This window comes from Streptomyces sp. NBC_01750 (assembly GCF_035918095.1).
Classification (GTDB): Bacteria; Actinomycetota; Actinomycetes; order Streptomycetales; family Streptomycetaceae; genus Streptomyces.
On the sequence record NZ_CP109137.1, the window covers coordinates 5,591,259 to 5,607,577 of the forward strand.

The following is a 16,319-nucleotide window of genomic DNA, read 5'->3' on the forward strand; positions in this document are numbered from 1 at the left end:
GCCGGTCAGGTTACTGTCAGTTTCGTGTTCGCTGCAGAACGTCGCCAATTGATCCTCGAAATGGTGCGCGCCAACGGGGCCGTGTCGCTCCGTGAGCTCGCCCGTGTTGTCCAGACCTCCGAAGTGACCGTACGGCGGGACGTGCGGGCACTGGAGGCAGAAGGACTCCTCGACCGCCGGCACGGCGGTGCGGTACTGCCGGGCGGCTTCACGCGGGAGTCCGGCTTTCCGCAGAAATCCCTGTCCGCGACCGCGGAGAAGACGGCCATCGCCGATCTTGCCGCGGGCCTCGTCGAAGAGGGCGAGGCGGTTGTGGTCGGCGCCGGGACGACAACGCAGGAGCTGGCCCGACGGCTCGCGCGTGTCCCCGGACTGACCGTCGTCACGAATTCCCTGCTGGTCGCTCAGGCGCTGGCCCATGCCAACCGGGTCGAAGTCGTCATGACCGGCGGGACGCTGCGCGGCTCCAACTATGCCCTGGTGGGCAGCGGAGCGGAGCAGTCCCTGCAGGGGCTGCGGGTCTCCCGGGCCTTCCTCTCCGGCAGCGGTCTCACCGCCGAGCGCGGGCTCTCCACGTCCAACATGCTGTCGGCGAGCGTCGACCGGGCGTTGGTGCAGGCCGCGGCAGAGGTGGTGGTCCTCGCGGACCACACCAAACTCGGCACCGACACGATGTTCCAGACGGTGCCGACGGATGTGATCACGCGGCTGGTCACCGACGAGCCGCCTGCGCATGACGACCGTGCGGCCACCGAGCTGCAGGCGCTGGCGGACCAGGGGGTCCAGATCGTGGTGGCCGGCGCCGTGTCCGGCGCCGGCGGTGACGGCCTCCCGACGGGGCGGCAGCCTCGCCGGGAGGTCCCGCTTCCGGGCCAGCGGCGTACGCGTGGCGGGCCGCAGTTGCGCAGCGCGGCGGGAGGGTCGCTGGCGGACCCGGCGCCGGGCGAACGGGCGGCGCGGGTGGCGGACCTCCGCCGCCGCTGACTTCGCGCTGCGGACGTTTCTCGTCCCACCCGGCCGCCGCTCGATCACCCGCCCCTGCGGGGCGCGGGCGCGGTCCGGGGTCCGGGGTCCGGGGCTTGCCCCGGTTGTGGGAAGGGACGGGCAGGGGAGCGGCCCCGCCTCGCCTCGCCCCGCGGCCTCAGCCCGCGTGGGTCTCGGTCCCGGACTTCAGGCCCCGCAGTGTCAGCGTCAGCAGGCGGTCCGCCAACTCCGGGTCGTCCGGATCCTGTTCCGCCGCCAGGGCGATCGCGTTCGTCAGTTGCATCAGGTCGCCGATCGACACATCCGCCCGCACCGCACCGCTCTGCTGTGCCCGCACCAGCAGCCGTTCGCCCGCGTCGCGCATCGGCACGCTGCACCCGGACAGCGCCGAACTCTCGTCGTGCGAGGCCGACATCAGCGCCCGCGCCAGACCGCGGTACTCACCCGCATGAGTGATGATGGCGCGCAGCCACTCCACCAGAGCTCCACAGGGCTGTTCGGCCGAAGCCAGTTCGCGTGAGCGCTGCAGCAGCGACGCCAGCGCCTCCTGGAAGACCGCGTTCATCATGGCGTTGCGGTTGGGGAAGTGCCGGTAGAGCGTGCCGATGCCCACGCCCGAGCGGCGTGCGATCTCCTCGAGCGAGGCATCGGTGCCGTACTCCGCGAAGGCGGTACGGGCTTCGGCCAGCAGCCGTTCGTAATTGCGGCGCGCGTCGGCTCGCATGGGGCGCGGCGAGCCCGCCGCCGCACCGGCCGTACCAGTCGCACCGGCCGTGCCCGCCGTACGTGTCGCCATCGCGCCGTCCTCCCTGAGTCCGCCCCCGGTGTCCAGGATGCCATTTGCGTATTCGGAGGAGCCCTCCGAATATTGCCGTCCCCTGGAAGCACTTCCGCCGTGTCCAAAGCCGGGACCAGCACCAGCAGTCCGCCGACTGCGCCTGAACACACGTGTGGGGCCTGCCCGCTGAAAGCCGGGCAGGCCCCACACATACACATACGGCCGGACGTCAGTCCTTGATTTCGCAGATCACCGCGCCGGACGTCAGCGAGGCGCCGACTTCGGCCGAGAGAGCCTTGATGGTGCCGGAGCGGTGCGCGTTCAGCGGCTGCTCCATCTTCATCGCTTCGAGTACGACGACCAAGTCGCCCTCCTTGACCTCCTGGCCCTCCTCGACCGCGACCTTGACGATCGTGCCCTGCATCGGGGAGGCGAGCGTGTCGCCGGAGGCCGCAGGGCCCGACTTCTTCGCGGCGCGCCGCTTGGGCTTGGCGCCCGCGGCCAGACCGGTCCTGGCCAGCGTCATGCCCAGCGAGGACGGCAGCGAGACCTCGAGACGCTTGCCGCCTACCTCGACGACGATCGTCTCGCGACCGGCCTCGTCCTCCTCCGCTTCCGCGGGCACGGAGAAGGGCTTGATCTCGTTGACGAACTCCGTCTCGATCCACCGGGTGTGCACCGTGAACGGGTCCGAGGTGAACGCCGGATCGGCGACAACCGCGCGGTGGAACGGGATGGCCGTGGCCATGCCCTCGACGTTGAACTCCGCCAGCGCACGCGCGGCGCGCTGCAGCGCCTGCTGACGCGTGGCGCCGGTGATGATCAGTTTGGCCAGCAGCGAGTCCCAGGCAGGGCCGATGACGCTGCCGGACTCGACACCCGCGTCCAGACGGACACCGGGGCCGGCCGGCGGCGCGAAGGCCGTGACCGTACCGGGAGCGGGGAGGAAGCCCCGTCCCGGATCCTCGCCGTTGATGCGGAACTCGAAGGAGTGACCGCGCACGGCCGGGTCGCCGTAGCCGAGCTCCTCGCCGTCCGCGATCCGGAACATCTCGCGGACCAGGTCGATACCGGTGACCTCTTCGGTGACCGGGTGCTCCACCTGCAGACGGGTGTTGACCTCGAGGAAGGAGATCGTGCCGTCGGTGCCGACGAGGAACTCGACGGTGCCGGCGCCGACGTAACCGGCCTCCTTGAGGATGGCCTTGGACGCGGCGTACAGCTCCGCGTTCTGCTCCTCCGTCAGGAACGGAGCCGGAGCCTCCTCCACCAGCTTCTGGTGGCGGCGCTGCAGTGAGCAGTCACGCGTCGACACGACGACGACATTGCCGTGGCTGTCGGCCAGGCACTGGGTCTCTACGTGCCGCGGCTTGTCGAGGTACCGCTCGACGAAGCACTCGCCGCGGCCGAAGGCGGCGATGGCCTCACGCACCGCCGAGTCATAGAGCTCCGGCACCTCTTCGAGAGTGCGGGCGACCTTCAGACCACGTCCGCCACCGCCGAACGCGGCCTTGATCGCGATCGGCAGCCCGTGCTCCTCGGCGAAGGTGACGACCTCGTCGGCACCGCTCACCGGGTCGGGCGTACCGGCGACCAGCGGAGCGCCGGCGCGCTGCGCGATATGACGGGCGGCGACCTTGTCACCCAGATCGCGGATCGCCTGCGGCGGCGGTCCGATCCAGGTCAGACCGGCGTCGAGCACGGCCTGGGCGAATTCGGCGTTCTCCGAGAGGAAGCCGTATCCGGGATGGATGGCGTCCGCCCCCGCATCTTTCGCGGCCTGCAGCACCTTGGCCATGTCCAGATAACTGGCGGCCGGGGTGTCACCGCCCAGGGCGAACGCTTCGTCGGCCGCGCGGACATGCAGAGCGTCCCGGTCCGGATCGGCGTAGACGGCTACGCTCGCGATCCCGGCGTCCCGACAGGCGCGGGCAACGCGGACAGCGATTTCGCCACGGTTGGCGATGAGCACCTTGCGCACGATGGCTCCCTCCTTGAAACAAGCTGAGTTTAGGGACTACCGACACGGCCTTACGACCCGTCCCCAATGGTGAGCTTGCCCACACGGAGCGTGATTCGAGGCTCGCGCAAGTCGCGAAATCCCTTGTCGCACCACGGTACGACGGGTTCCTCCCTCGCACAGTAGCCCTGTGGTGTGGCACAGGTCTCTGTTCGAGCGGTCAGTCCCGTATGGCGTTTCTTTGTCGAGTCCCTACGAATGGGCGAACGATTCTTTGCTGTCGGACTCAGCGTGCCGGGACCCTTGTCCCACGGTTTACCCGTTAGTAGCGTTCGGGATGTCGTACGTACTTCCGGTAACTGAGGGTTGGGGGCGCCGTGGCGCGCAGACCGGTGGCCATTGTGGCCGCGATTGTTCTGCTGGTGGAGGCCGTCGGCATCGTGCTGATCAACGGCATCCTTGCCACCTTCGTCCACCGGCAGGACATGTCGCTCGCCGACCTGGACCCGGCTGCGATGGTCACCGGGACCTGGGTGATGGGCGGCGTCTTCGGCCTGTTTCTGGCGGCGTGCGGTGTGGTCCTGCTGATTACCGGCCTGCGGGACCGGGCCCCGGGGCGCCTCGGGCGGATCCTGCTGATCAGCTGTGCGATCGTGCACGGAGTGCTGGGCGCCCTGACGGTGGGCCTGGTCGGCTGGGACGCGTTCGCGTTCATGATGGTCGTGCTGGGGCTGATCGTGCTGACGCTGGTGGCGTACGGGAGGCGGGAGCAGGGTCCGGTGGAGGACGCCCCGGCGGCTGCGAACGGGGCGGCGCCCACGAACGGCGCGGCGCCGGCCTGAGGACGACGACTTCGCTCCCCGGGCCGCACATGTGAGCCGGCGTCACCCCGTGGACGCGGAAGTGAGCGGATGTCACGTCCACAGGTCGGTGATGGAGTGGCCGAGCTCGCTCAGCAGCTTCCGCAGCAGCGGCAGCGAGAGGCCGATGACATTGCCGTGGTCGCCGTCGATGCCTTCGATGAAGGGTGCCGAGCGGCCGTCCAGGGTGAAGGCGCCCGCCACCTGGAGCGGTTCGCCGCTGGCGACGTAGCTGGCGATCTCGGCGTCGGACGGGCGGCCGAAGCGCACGACCGTGGACGCGGTCCCCGAGGCGTAGTGGCCGGTGGCGGTGTCGTAGACGCAGTGCCCGGTCTGCAGGGTGCCCACGCGCCCGCGCATCGACTTCCAGCGGGTGATGGCCTCCTCCGCGTCGGCGGGCTTGCCGAACGCGTGGCCGTCGAGTTCGAGTACGGAGTCGCAGCCGATGACGAGCGCGCTGCTCCTGATCACATCGGCACGGGCCGCCACAACGGATGCCTTGGCCTCCGCGAGTGCCAGCGCGAGCTCGGCCGGGGTGGGCGCGGACACGGCGTCCTCGTCGACACCGCTGACGATCACCTCGGGGGCGAGTCCGGCCTGGCGCAGCAGATTGAGGCGGGCGGGCGAGGCGGAGGCGAGGACGAGACGGCGACGCTGATCGGTCATGGGGCCATCGTAGGCGGCGATCAGTGGAGACCGACCACGAACATCGCAAGCACCATGGCCAGTGCCAGCACGAAGCCCACGCGACGCATCATGGCCTGCATCTCGCGCAGTTCTTCGGGGGGTTCGTTCTCCGGGTCGGACCACAGCATGCAATCGATCCTGCTGCCGCGGCCTGAACGGCGCCTGAGTACAAGTACTCAACCGCCGGGGTGACAACGGGCTAATTCCGGGTGTCGCCCCCCTGTAAACGGGTCTGTTGTCCCATTAGTTTCTCTCGGCTTGGTGCGGTGCTCCGGAGTTCGGCGCATGGGGTGCCGGCGGACGGCGGCCGAGGCGGCTCGGGTCCTGTGACCGGACCCGAGCCCCGCAAGCATGTCCCGCCCGATGGAGCGCGGGGTCCGGGGCGGAGCCCCGGATGCCCGGCCTACACCGGCCAGTACGTGCGCGCCCAGGCGCGCGGTCCCGGCTGCGGCCTCCGGCTCCGCCCGATGCGCGCCGGGTCCGACCACTGCTCCGGCAGTAGCGGTTCCCCGTCCGCGACGGAGGCCGTCGCCGCGGCGCGCGCCTGAACCACCGCCAGTGCGGCGGCCAGCTCCTCCGGGGTCGGGTTTCCTCGTACGACCTTGATCATCGTCAAGTCCCTTCCTGGGGGCTAGAGGGGGATGTTGCCGTGCTTCTTCGGAGGCAGGCTTTCCCGCTTCGTACGCAGCTGGCGCAGGCCCTTCACGACCTGTGCCCGCGTCTCCGACGGCATGATCACCGCGTCGACGTAGCCGCGTTCGGCCGCCGTGTACGGGTTGAGCAGCGTGTCCTCGTACTCCTGGATCAGGCGCGCCCGCGTCGCCTCCGTGCTGTCGGCGTCTCCGGCCGCCGCGATGGTGCGGCGGTGCAGGATGTTCACCGCGCCCTGCGCGCCCATCACCGCGATCTGCGCCGTCGGCCAGGCCACATTCAGGTCGGCGCCCAGGTGCTTGGAGCCCATGACGTCGTACGCGCCGCCGAAGGCTTTCCGCGTGATCACCGTGATCAGCGGGACCGTCGCCTCCGCGTAGGCGTAGATCAGCTTCGCGCCGCGCCGGATGATGCCGCCGTACTCCTGGTCCACGCCGGGCAGGAAGCCGGGCACGTCCACGAAGGTGATGACCGGGACGTTGAAGGCGTCACAGGTGCGGACGAAGCGCGCGGCCTTCTCCGAGGCGTTGATGTCGAGGCAACCCGCGAACTGCATCGGCTGGTTGGCGACGATGCCGACCGGAAGGCCCTCCACCCGCCCGAAGCCGGTGAGGATGTTCGGCGCGAACATCGCCTGCGTCTCCAGGAACTCGCTGTCGTCAAGCACATGTTCGATGACCGTGTGCATGTCGTACGGCTGGTTCGCGGAGTTCGGGATGAGGGTGTCGAGCTCGCGGTCCTCGTCGTTCGTCTCCAGGTCTGCCTCGTCGGGGAAGGCCGGCGGCTCGGAGAGGTTGTTGGACGGCAGGTACGACAGCAGCGACTTGACGTACTCGATGGCGTCCTTCTCGTCACCCGCCATGTGGTGCGCGACGCCCGAGGTGGTGTTGTGTGTGCGGGCTCCGCCCAGCTCCTCGAAGCCGACGTCCTCACCGGTGACCGTCTTGATGACGTCGGGTCCGGTGATGAACATGTGCGAGGTCTGGTCGACCATCACCGTGAAGTCGGTGATCGCCGGGGAGTAGACGGCTCCGCCCGCGCACGGTCCGACGACCAGCGAGATCTGCGGGATCACGCCGGAGGCGTGGGTGTTGCGGCGGAAGATCTCGCCGTACATGCCCAGCGCGCTGACGCCCTCCTGGATACGGGCGCCGCCGGAGTCGTTGATTCCGATGACCGGACAGCCGGTCTTCAGAGCGAAGTCCATCACCTTGATGATCTTCTGGCCGTAGACCTCGCCGAGCGCGCCGCCGAAAACCGTGAAGTCCTGCGAGAAAACGGCGACCGGGCGGCCGTCGACCGTCCCGTAACCGGTGACCACGCCGTCGCCGTACGGGCGGGTCTGCTCAAGGCCGAAGTTGGTGGAGCGGTGCCGGGCGAACTCGTCGAGCTCTACGAACGACCCCTCGTCCAGCAGCAGAACAACCCGCTCCCGGGCCGTCAACTTGCCCTTCGCGTGCTGCTTTTCCACCGCGCGCGCGGAGCCCGCATGCGTCGCCTCATCTATGCGGCGCTGCAGATCCGCGAGCTTTCCCGCGGTGGTGTGGATGTCAATCTCGGACTCCGACATCGGGATGCGGCTCCCTGTCCTGGTCAACGTCAACCGGAATGGCTACTGACACGTAGCGTATCGGCGCGCATGGCGCTCGGCAGTGCGGCGTTTGCCACACCTAACCTGGCTTGCATGACGCCTGAGAATGCGCCCGAGAGCCGCTGGTCCGACCTCAACCGGCCGCCGCTGAACGTCGCGGCACTGCGCCGCGCCCTGCTGCTGCCGGGCGGGCTGTGGACCTCGCTCGACATCGTGCCCAGCACCGGCTCCACCAATTCCGACCTGACGGCACGGGCCGCGTCCCTGGAGGAGGGGGCGGTGCTGGTCGCCGAGGAGCAGACGGCGGGCCGCGGCCGGCTCGACCGCTCCTGGACGTCGCCGGCCCGCTCCGGGCTGTTCTTCTCGGTACTGCTGCGGCCCGGGGCGGAGGTGCCGGTGGAGCGCTGGGGCTGGCTGCCGCTGCTCGCCGGAGTCGCGTCGGCGACCGGCCTCGCCCGGGCCGCCGGAGTCGATATGTCCCTCAAATGGCCTAATGACCTGCTGGTAACGATCGGCGGCGAGGAGCGCAAGACCGGCGGGATCCTCGCGGAGCGTGCGGGCGACGACGCGGTGGTGGTCGGCATCGGCCTCAATGTCACGCTGCACGCGGACGAGCTGCCGGTGCCGACGGCGGGCTCGCTGGCGCTGGCGGACGCCATCTCCACCGACCGCGACCCGCTGCTTCGGGCCGTGCTGCGCTCGCTGGAGCAGTGGTACGGCGACTGGCGCGCGGCGGGCGGCGACCCGGCGCGTTCCGGGCTCCAGGCGGCGTACGCGGCCGGCTGCGCGACGCTGGGGCGCACCGTACGGGCCGAGCTGCCCGGTGGCCGTTCGGTCACCGGCGAGGCGGTCGCGCTCGACGGTGACGGCCGTCTGGTGCTGACCACGGAGGGTGGCGGGGAGCAGTCGATCAGTGCGGGTGACGTCGTGCACCTGCGGCCGGCCGACTGATCCCGGGTGGACCCGGCTGAATCCCGATGGCGGACCGGGACGTGAGCTAGGGCACACCTGTCGTATCGTTGAGGCGATCGAGCGACAGATCGGCAGGGCAGTGCCGCAGGGAACGGGCAGGAGGCGGCTGGTGACCGTCGACGACACCAATTCCGGCGCGGGCGCGCAGCCCCCGTCGGACTCCTCTTCCGGTGCGTCCGATTCGTCCGGCTCTTCGTCCGGGTCTTCGTCCGCGGTGGCATCCAACGGGTCGGCCGGGTCTTCCGGCTCGGCCGGGTCATCGGAGTCGTCTCCTGCGTCCTCCTCGTCGGTGCATCCGACCCCGCACCACGAGGTCGACCACACCGCGGAGCCGACGCACGACCCTCTGGCCATCCGTCTGGAGCAGCTCATTCTCGGCGCCGACCGGCGCTACACGCCCTTCCAGGCGGCCCGTACGGCAGGCGTCTCGATGGAGCTCGCCTCCCGCTTCTGGCGGGCCATGGGCTTCGCCGACATCGGGCAGGCGAAAGCGCTGACGGAGGCGGACGTACTGGCCCTGCGGCGGCTCGCCGGTCTGGTCGAGGCGGGCCTGCTGAGCGAGCCGATGGCGGTCCAGGTGGCCCGCTCGACCGGCCAGACCACCGCCCGGCTGGCCGAATGGCAGATCGATTCTTTCCTGGAGGGCCTCACCGAGCCGCCCGAGCCGGGCATGACCCGTACCGAGGTCACCTATCCGCTGGTCGAGCTGCTGCTGCCCGAGCTGGAGGAATTCCTGGTGTACGTGTGGCGGCGGCAGCTCGCCGCGGCCACCGGGCGCGTGGTCCAGGCCGCGGACGACGAGGAGATGGTCGACCGCCGGCTGGCGGTGGGCTTCGCGGACCTGGTGGGCTTCACCCGGCTGACGCGGCGGCTGGAGGAAGAGGAACTGGGCGAGCTGGTCGAGGCGTTCGAGACCACCTCGGCCGACCTGGTCGCCGCGCACGGCGGCCGGCTGATCAAGACCCTCGGCGACGAGGTGCTCTTCGCGGCGGACGACGCGGGCACGGCGGCGGAAATCGCGCTGCGCCTCATCGAAACGATGACGCACGACGAGACGATGCCGGCGCTACGCGTCGGCATCGCTTTCGGCACGGTCACCACGCGGATGGGCGATGTGTTCGGCACGACGGTGAACCTGGCCAGCCGGCTGACCTCGATAGCGCCGAAGGACGGGGTGCTGGTGGACGGGGCCTTCGCGGAGGAGCTGGTACGCACCGAAGACGCGCCGGCCTCCGAGGCGGATGCCGCGGAAGCGGCGGCAGCGGCGGAGAAGGAGGGCGAGGAACCCCCCTCGTACCGCTTCGCCCTCCAGCCGATGTGGCAACGCCCGGTGCGAGGCCTGGGCGTGGTGGAGCCGTGGCAGCTGTCGCGGCGGACGAACGCCTGAGCCGTGGGGCGGCGCGGTGGGGACGGGGCCTGCGCGCCCGGCCTGCGCTGCGGCGCGAAGCCGCCGCTTGGGGGAGCGGGCGCCCCGGACCGCCGCTCGGTGCAGCCCGGCCCGGCTGCCGGCCACGGCGCTGAGCGTCGCCTCGGGGAGACCCCGGGTCGTCCGCCCGCGCTACCCGCAGCCGTTTCACGGGCGTCCGGCTGACGTCCCTGTGCGGGCGCCCCGGCGCGGTTCCGGTGCGGCCGGCGGCTCCGTTCAGCGGATCGCGGCGCCTGGCCGGCGGGCCGCGATGCCATGGTTGCGGCGCGAAGCCGCCGCTCCCGGGGTCGGGGCCCGTGCCCCCGGTTCGGGGGACAGCCGGGTGGGGGGAGACCCCGGCGCGGTGCGCGCCTATGATCCGGTGAACCATCGTTAACCGGGAGGGTGCCGTCATGACCGAGTCCGAGCAGCGGTTCGGGGAATTCGTCGTCGTACGCAGGCGCGAGCAGGGGCACGTCGCGGAACTCGTGCTCGATCGGCCCAAGGCCATGAACGCCGTCTCCACGGAGATGGCCCGGTCCATCGCCGCCGCCTGTGACGCCCTCGCCGCCGACCCGGACGTGCGCGTCACCGTGCTCACCTCCACACACGAGCGCGCCTTCTGCGTGGGCGCCGATCTCAAGGAGCGGAACTCCTTCTCCGACGCCGAGTTGGTGCGGCAGCGGCCCACCGCCCGGGCCGCGTACACCGGCGTCCTCGAGCTGCCGATGCCCACCGTCGCCGCCGTGCACGGCTTCGCCCTCGGCGGCGGGTTCGAGCTGGCGCTCGCCTGCGATCTGATCGTTGCCGACGCCACCGCCGTGGTAGGGCTGCCCGAGGTGTCCGTCGGCGTCATCCCCGGCGGCGGCGGGACCCAGCTGCTGCCGCGCCGTGTCGGTGCCGCGCGCGCCGCCGAGCTGGTGTTCACCGCGCGGCGCGTGGAGGCGGCCGAGGCGCGGGAGTTGGGGCTCGTCGACCAGCTGGCGGACGACGCCAGGACCGAGGCGCTCGCGCTTGCGGGACGTATCGCCGCGAACTCTCCCGTCGGGCTGCGCGCCGCGAAGCGCGCGATGCGGCTCGGACAGGGGCTCGATCTGCGGGCCGGCCTGGAGGTGGAGGACTCGGCCTGGCGGTCGGTGGCCTTCTCCGGAGACCGGGCGGAGGGCGTCGCGGCCTTCAACGAGAAGCGGAAGCCGCAGTGGCCCGGCGAGTGACCGTTCCGACAACGGCCCACTCCAACTGATCAAATCGTTTCGAACCTCCCTAAGCTGGGATGATGGCTGAGGATCGGCGGTTGCGAGCCGTGGTGGCGCTGGCGCAGGCGATGGCGGCCGCCCACACACCGCGCGAGTTCTGGCGCGCGGCCGCGCTCGGCGCCTGTCACGCGCTGGCCGGCTCCTTCGCCGCGCTGTCGGTATGGGAGCGCGAGCTCGGCCGGCTCAAGGTGCTCGTGAACGCCGGCGAACGGGCGGCAGGGGAGGAGGAGTTCCCCGAATCCGAGACGTACCCGGTCAACCGCTTCCCGGAGATCACGGAGTTTCTGCACGAGCGGTGGGCGGGTGGCGGCGAGCCGGACGCCTGGGTGGCGACGGTGGAAGAACCGGCGTCGCCCGCGCACGGCTACCGCCACCAGAAGGCACCTCCCACGGACGAAGTCCTGTGGGGGAGGGTCGCGGCCCTGCGACGGCGCGGCCGCGGCTGCTGTGTCGTCGCGCCGATCGTGCTGCACGGTCGGGCCTGGGGCGAACTGTATGTGGCCAGGCCGCCGGGCGCGCCGGTCTTCGACCGGGACGACGCGGACTTCGCGACCGTCCTCGCTTCCGTCGTGGCCTCCGGCATCGCCCAGAACGAGCGGCTGGAGGAGGTCCGCAGGCTCGCCTTCACGGACCCGCTGACCGGTCTCGCCAACCGCCGCGCCGTCGACATCAGGCTCGACGAGGCGTTGGAGCGGCACCGCTCGGACAGCTCGGTCGTCAGCCTGGTGGTCTGCGACCTCAACGGCCTCAAGCGCGTGAACGACACCCACGGCCATGCCGTCGGCGACCGGCTGCTCGAGCGTTTCGGCTCGGTCCTCTCGCTCTGCGGGGCGATGCTTCCCGGCACGCTGGCGGCACGGCTCGGCGGTGACGAGTTCTGTCTGGTCTCGGTCGGTCCGGCGGCGGACGAGGTGGTCCGGGTGGCGGACGAACTCTGTGTGCGGGCAGGGGAGTTGGAGCTCGGTGAGGGTGTTGCCTGTGGTGTGGCCTCGACCGGTGACCCGATCGGCCAGGTCCGCTCGGCCCGTCGGCTGTTCCGGCTGGCGGACGCGGCCCAGTACCGCGCGAAGGCGGCCCGCTCGCCGAAGCCGGTGGTCGCAGGACGCGACGGCACCGTGATGCGCCTCGCGGACACTCCGCCGCGCTCGCCGCACGAGCGCCGCGCGTTCCGGGGCGTACGTCCCGAGGACGCCACGGAGCCCTGGAGTGAGCCCTGAGACCGCTGTGACATTGCAGTAAGGGGCCGACCGGCCCGCCGCTAGTGACAGGTTGCGATTCAGTCCGTACGCTCCTGAATATGGATATGCACACAGTCGTGGTGGGGACGTCCGGTACCACCGCCGAAGACGTCATCGCCGTGGCCCGCGAGGGCGCCCGCATCGAGCTCTCCGCGGAGGCGGTCGCCGCCCTCGCCACCGCCCGCGGGATCGTGGACGCGCTCGCCGCCAAGCCCGAGCCCGTCTACGGGGTCTCCACCGGATTCGGCGCGCTCGCCAGCCGGCACATCAGCCCCGATCTCCGCGCCCAGCTGCAGCGCAACATCGTCCGTTCGCACGCCGCGGGCATGGGCCCCCGCGTCGAGCGCGAGGTCGTCCGCGCGCTGATGTTCCTCCGTCTGAAGACCGTGGCCTCCGGCTACACCGGCGTACGCCCCGAGGTCGCCCAGACCATGGCCGACGTACTGAACGCCGGCATCACGCCCGTCGTCCACGAGTACGGATCCCTCGGCTGCTCCGGGGACCTCGCCCCGCTCTCGCACTGCGCGCTGACGCTGATGGGCGAGGGTGACGCCGAAGGCCCCGACGGCCAGGTGCGGCCCGCCGGAGAGCTGCTCGCCGAGCACGGAATCACCCCCGTCGTACTCCGCGAGAAGGAGGGCCTCGCCCTCCTGAACGGCACCGACGGCATGCTCGGCATGCTGGTCATGGCCCTCGCCGACCTCCAGCGCCTCTACACCACCGCCGACATCACCGCCGCCCTCAGCCTCGAGGCGCTGCTCGGCACGGACAAGGTCCTCGCCCCCGAGCTGCATGCCATCCGCCCGCACCCGGGCCAGGGCGTCTCCGCCGCCAATATGAGTGCCGTACTCAAGGGCTCCGGTCTCACCGGGCATTTCCAGGAGGAGGAAGCGCCCCGGGTCCAGGACGCCTACTCCGTGCGCTGCGCGCCGCAGGTGGCCGGCGCCGGGCGGGACACCCTCGCCCACGCCCGTCTGGTCGCCGACCGCGAGCTCGCCTCGGCCGTCGACAACCCGATCGTGCTGCCCGACGGCCGTGTGGAGTCCAACGGCAACTTCCACGGCGCCCCGGTCGCGTACGTCCTCGACTTCCTCGCCATCGTCGCCGCCGACCTCGGCTCCATCGCGGAGCGCCGCACCGACCGGCTCCTCGACAAGAACCGCTCGCACGGTCTGCCGCCGTTCCTCGCCGACGACGCCGGGGTCGACTCGGGCCTGATGATCGCCCAGTACACGCAGGCAGCCCTGGTCAGCGAGATGAAGCGGCTCGCCGTCCCGGCATCCGCCGACTCCATCCCGTCATCGGCGATGCAGGAGGACCACGTCTCCATGGGCTGGTCGGCCGCGCGCAAGCTGCGCACCGCCGTCGGCAACCTGGGCCGGATCCTCGCCGTCGAGCTCTACGCCGCGACCCGCGCCATCGAGCTGCGGCGCGGGCTGACCCCCGCGCCCGCCTCGCAGGCCGCCATCGCGGCGCTGCGCGCGGCAGGTGTCGAGGGCCCCGGTCCGGACCGCTTCCTCGCGCCCGACCTGGAGGCCGCCGACGCGTTCGTACGGGACGGAAAGCTCGTCGCGGCGGTGGAGCCGGTGACCGGCCCGCTGGCCTAGGGTTCGGCAGCACGCAGGGCCGGACAAGGACCGCTCCGCACACCGCGGGGCGGCCCTTGCCCGGCCCGTCACATGTACATGGCCCCGCGCCGGCGCACGGAGTACGTCACAAAGCCCATGCCGATGCCGAGGAAGGCAGTGCCGCCGACCAGATACGGAGTGGTGTCCACGGTGCCCGTGGCGGCCAGGGTCAGCTCCTGGGACGACGCGCTGGCGCCGGTCTGTTGTCTCTGCACCGCTTCCCGCTCGGCAGTGGCATTCGCCGAGGGAACGAACCACAGCGCACACAGCAGGGTCCCTGCGGCAGTGGCGGTAAGAAGCGGTCGACGTGCGACGGACACGGACTCGATCCCCCTTGAGGCATCCTCGAATTGGCCGGGTGCGCTGATGCTAGTGAAAGCAGCGGGTCGTGGGAAAGCCGCGGGCGCGGGAGCTCTACGCTCCGTCGTATGACCACTTCTGAGACATCACGGTATGTGCGGCTGCGGGTGGAATTGGTGCTGGAGATCGAGGACTCCAAAACGCTGACCGGCGGCGCCCTCGAACGCATCGCGGCGGACGACTCCATGCCCGACGAGGAGCGAGTGCACGCCAAGTCGGCGGTACGCGAGGACGAGGCGGAGGCCATCGCCTATCTCGTGGACCCCTTCGACCTGGTCAGTGAGGTGCCGGGGGTGGAGCTCGCGCAGGCTTCGTGGAGCAGTGAGCAGATCGAGTACGACCCCGATGCTGAGGACTGGGATCCGGACGAGGAAGATGGGGAGTACGACGACGATGACGAGGCGGACGACGGTGACGCCGGGCGGCCGTAGCGCGTGCGTATGACGGGCTCGGGGGCGCCGTGACGTGAACCGGCGCCCGTCCGTTTTCGTGTCGCAGTGCAACCGCAGGGGCGGTGGCTGCGTCGATGAATATCTGTGAGTGGTGTTCCCCACATCCCTTTCGGATATGGAACCGGACAGCCCGAAATGGGTGTTGTCCATGTAGTGGATCAGGGTAGTGGGTCAGGTAAATCGGCGACGATGGAGAAGCGTGTGATGACGGACAGCAAGCGGCGCAAAGGCCTCATAGCCGCGTCCGCAGTGCTCGGCGGCGTGCTGGTGATGTCGGGCTGCAGCGGCGACGGTGACAAGGGCGGTAGTGCCGACAGCTCGAAGAAGTCGCAGGCCCAGGTCGACGAGGCGGCAGCGAAGGACGCGTCGAAGGCCCGCATAGCCATCTCGCCGAAGAACGGCGCGACCAACGCGGGCATCAACAACGACGCCAAGGTAACCGTCAGCGAGGGCACGCTCACTCAGGTCACCATGGCCACGGCCGACGGTGCGAGCGTCAAGGGCACCCTCGCCCCCGACGGCAAGAGCTGGAAGCCGGACGGGCAGCTCGAGCGTTCCACCACGTACAAGATCTCCGCCTCGGCGAAGGACGCCAAGGGCCTGGAGGCCCACGAGAACTCCTCCTTCACCACTGTCTCGCCCGCCAACAGCTTCATCGGCAACTTCACGCCCGAGGACGGTTCCACCGTCGGCGTCGGTATGCCGGTCTCGATCAACTTCAACAAGGCGATCACGGACAAGAAGGCCGTCCAGGCCGGGGTCACCGTGACGTCGAGCAGCGGCCAGGAGGTCGTCGGTCACTGGTTCAACGGGCAGCGGTTGGACTTCCGCCCCGACCAGTACTGGCAGGAGGGCTCGACGGTCACCCTGAAGCTGAACCTCGACGGGGTCCAGGGCGCCCAGGGAGTCTTCGGCGTCCAGCAGAAGACGGTCACCTTCAAGATCGGCCGTAACCAGGTCTCGACCGTCGACGCGTCGGCCAAGACGATGACGGTCACCCAGGACGGCAAGACGATCAAGACCATCCCGATCTCCGCCGGCGGCCCGGACAACCCCACCTACAACGGCCAGATGGTGATCTCCGAGAAGTTCAAGGAGACCCGGATGGACGGCTCGACGGTCGGCTTCAAGAAGAAGGACGGCAAGGGCGAGTACGACATCAAGGACGTCCCGCACGCGATGCGGCTGTCCACGTCGGGCACATTCATCCACGGCAACTACTGGGGTGCCGACTCGATCTTCGGCAGCGCCAACACCAGCCACGGCTGTGTCGGTCTGAACGATGTGAAGGGCGCGGGCGACCCGAACCAGCCCGCCGCCTGGCTGTTCGACAACTCGATCGTCGGCGACGTCGTCATCGTGAAGAACTCCAAGGACAAGACCGTCCAGCCGGACAACGGCCTGAACGGCTGGAACCTGAGCTGGAGCGAGTGGAAGGCCGGCTCGGCCGCCTGAGCCACCACCTCATGCGCATGAGGGCGGCGGCACCCCGTGGGG

16 protein-coding genes are annotated in these 16,319 nt (G+C 70.4%); 9 read left to right on the forward strand and 7 right to left on the reverse strand.

Going from position 1 to position 16,319, the window contains the following annotated elements:
• The first annotated feature begins 24 nt into the window (after positions 1-24).
• On the forward strand, positions 25-984 hold the full coding sequence (locus OG966_RS25495; RefSeq protein ID WP_326652170.1) for a DeoR/GlpR family DNA-binding transcription regulator: 960 nt from the start codon (positions 25-27) through the stop codon (positions 982-984).
• Between the two features lie 157 nt (positions 985-1,141).
• On the opposite strand, the gene OG966_RS25500 is transcribed toward OG966_RS25495, so the two are convergent.
• The gene (locus OG966_RS25500) at positions 1,142-1,780 is read right to left on the reverse strand and encodes a TetR/AcrR family transcriptional regulator (protein WP_406731147.1); all 639 of its coding nucleotides are present in this window, start codon (positions 1,778-1,780) and stop codon (positions 1,142-1,144) included.
• A gap of 211 nt (positions 1,781-1,991) precedes the next feature.
• Positions 1,992-3,743: an acetyl/propionyl/methylcrotonyl-CoA carboxylase subunit alpha gene (locus OG966_RS25505; RefSeq protein ID WP_326652172.1), complete on the reverse strand. Its 1,752-nt coding sequence runs from the start codon at positions 3,741-3,743 to the stop codon at positions 1,992-1,994.
• 356 nt (positions 3,744-4,099) lie between these two features.
• Here OG966_RS25505 and OG966_RS25510 point away from each other — a divergent pair, with 356 nt between their 5' ends.
• Positions 4,100-4,564: a hypothetical protein gene (locus OG966_RS25510; protein ID WP_326652173.1), complete on the forward strand. Its 465-nt coding sequence runs from the start codon at positions 4,100-4,102 to the stop codon at positions 4,562-4,564.
• Between the two features lie 72 nt (positions 4,565-4,636).
• Here the strand turns inward: OG966_RS25510 and OG966_RS25515 are convergent, their stop codons facing one another.
• The 4 genes from OG966_RS25515 to OG966_RS25530 all read right to left on the reverse strand — a co-directional run bounded on the left by OG966_RS25515 (position 4,637) and on the right by OG966_RS25530 (position 7,490).
• Positions 4,637-5,248 carry a Maf family protein gene (locus OG966_RS25515; RefSeq protein WP_326652174.1) on the reverse strand — a complete coding sequence of 204 codons (612 nt, stop codon included), beginning with the start codon at positions 5,246-5,248 and terminating at the stop codon, positions 4,637-4,639.
• A gap of 20 nt (positions 5,249-5,268) precedes the next feature.
• On the reverse strand, positions 5,269-5,397 hold the full coding sequence (gene mmpB, locus OG966_RS25520; protein WP_326652175.1) for a morphogenic membrane protein MmpB: 129 nt from the start codon (positions 5,395-5,397) through the stop codon (positions 5,269-5,271).
• Between the two features lie 275 nt (positions 5,398-5,672).
• Complete coding sequence (locus tag OG966_RS25525) at positions 5,673-5,879, reverse strand: acyl-CoA carboxylase epsilon subunit (RefSeq protein ID WP_326655366.1); 207 nt, start codon at positions 5,877-5,879, stop codon at positions 5,673-5,675.
• Between the two features lie 21 nt (positions 5,880-5,900).
• Positions 5,901-7,490: an acyl-CoA carboxylase subunit beta gene (locus OG966_RS25530; RefSeq protein ID WP_326652177.1), complete on the reverse strand. Its 1,590-nt coding sequence runs from the start codon at positions 7,488-7,490 to the stop codon at positions 5,901-5,903.
• A gap of 114 nt (positions 7,491-7,604) precedes the next feature.
• Here OG966_RS25530 and OG966_RS25535 point away from each other — a divergent pair, with 114 nt between their 5' ends.
• The 5 genes from OG966_RS25535 to hutH all read left to right on the forward strand — a co-directional run bounded on the left by OG966_RS25535 (position 7,605) and on the right by hutH (position 13,989).
• On the forward strand, positions 7,605-8,462 hold the full coding sequence (locus tag OG966_RS25535) for a biotin--[acetyl-CoA-carboxylase] ligase (protein WP_326652178.1): 858 nt from the start codon (positions 7,605-7,607) through the stop codon (positions 8,460-8,462).
• Between the two features lie 310 nt (positions 8,463-8,772).
• Positions 8,773-9,870 (forward strand): adenylate/guanylate cyclase domain-containing protein, encoded by a 1,098-nt coding sequence (locus OG966_RS25540; RefSeq protein ID WP_326655367.1) that lies wholly within the window; start codon positions 8,773-8,775, stop codon positions 9,868-9,870.
• A gap of 431 nt (positions 9,871-10,301) precedes the next feature.
• Positions 10,302-11,102 (forward strand): enoyl-CoA hydratase/isomerase family protein, encoded by an 801-nt coding sequence (locus OG966_RS25545; protein WP_326652179.1) that lies wholly within the window; start codon positions 10,302-10,304, stop codon positions 11,100-11,102.
• Between the two features lie 59 nt (positions 11,103-11,161).
• The gene (locus OG966_RS25550) at positions 11,162-12,361 is read left to right on the forward strand and encodes a GGDEF domain-containing protein (protein ID WP_326652181.1); all 1,200 of its coding nucleotides are present in this window, start codon (positions 11,162-11,164) and stop codon (positions 12,359-12,361) included.
• Positions 12,362-12,447: 86 nt separating this feature from the next.
• Positions 12,448-13,989: a histidine ammonia-lyase gene (gene hutH / locus OG966_RS25555; protein ID WP_326655368.1), complete on the forward strand. Its 1,542-nt coding sequence runs from the start codon at positions 12,448-12,450 to the stop codon at positions 13,987-13,989.
• A 68-nt stretch (positions 13,990-14,057) separates the two neighbouring features.
• Here the strand turns inward: hutH and OG966_RS25560 are convergent, their stop codons facing one another.
• Entirely contained in the window at positions 14,058-14,330 is a 273-nt protein-coding gene (locus OG966_RS25560) for a hypothetical protein (RefSeq protein ID WP_326652182.1), read from the reverse strand.
• 108 nt (positions 14,331-14,438) lie between these two features.
• Between OG966_RS25560 and OG966_RS25565 the strand changes: the two genes are divergently transcribed.
• Complete coding sequence (locus OG966_RS25565) at positions 14,439-14,801, forward strand: hypothetical protein (protein WP_326652183.1); 363 nt, start codon at positions 14,439-14,441, stop codon at positions 14,799-14,801.
• Between the two features lie 210 nt (positions 14,802-15,011).
• Positions 15,012-16,277, forward strand: a complete 1,266-nt coding sequence (locus OG966_RS25570) for a L,D-transpeptidase (protein ID WP_326652184.1) — start codon at positions 15,012-15,014, stop codon at positions 16,275-16,277.
• The last annotated feature ends 42 nt before the right edge of the window (positions 16,278-16,319 follow it).

Coding starts and splice junctions, on each gene's coding strand:
- OG966_RS25570 (WP_326652184.1), top strand. CDS start 15,012: ATGGAGAAGCGTGTGATGACGGACAGCAAGCGGCGCAAAGGCCTCATA.
- hutH (WP_326655368.1), top strand. CDS start 12,448: ATGCACACAGTCGTGGTGGGGACGTCCGGTACCACCGCCGAAGACGTC.
- OG966_RS25545 (WP_326652179.1), top strand. CDS start 10,302: ATGACCGAGTCCGAGCAGCGGTTCGGGGAATTCGTCGTCGTACGCAGG.
- OG966_RS25525 (WP_326655366.1), bottom strand. CDS start 5,879: ATGATCAAGGTCGTACGAGGAAACCCGACCCCGGAGGAGCTGGCCGCC.
- OG966_RS25530 (WP_326652177.1), bottom strand. CDS start 7,490: ATGTCGGAGTCCGAGATTGACATCCACACCACCGCGGGAAAGCTCGCG.
- mmpB (WP_326652175.1), bottom strand. CDS start 5,397: ATGCTGTGGTCCGACCCGGAGAACGAACCCCCCGAAGAACTGCGCGAG.
- OG966_RS25565 (WP_326652183.1), top strand. CDS start 14,439: ATGACCACTTCTGAGACATCACGGTATGTGCGGCTGCGGGTGGAATTG.
- OG966_RS25550 (WP_326652181.1), top strand. CDS start 11,162: ATGATGGCTGAGGATCGGCGGTTGCGAGCCGTGGTGGCGCTGGCGCAG.
- OG966_RS25515 (WP_326652174.1), bottom strand. CDS start 5,248: ATGACCGATCAGCGTCGCCGTCTCGTCCTCGCCTCCGCCTCGCCCGCC.
- OG966_RS25535 (WP_326652178.1), top strand. CDS start 7,605: ATGACGCCTGAGAATGCGCCCGAGAGCCGCTGGTCCGACCTCAACCGG.
- OG966_RS25500 (WP_406731147.1), bottom strand. CDS start 1,780: ATGGCGACACGTACGGCGGGCACGGCCGGTGCGACTGGTACGGCCGGT.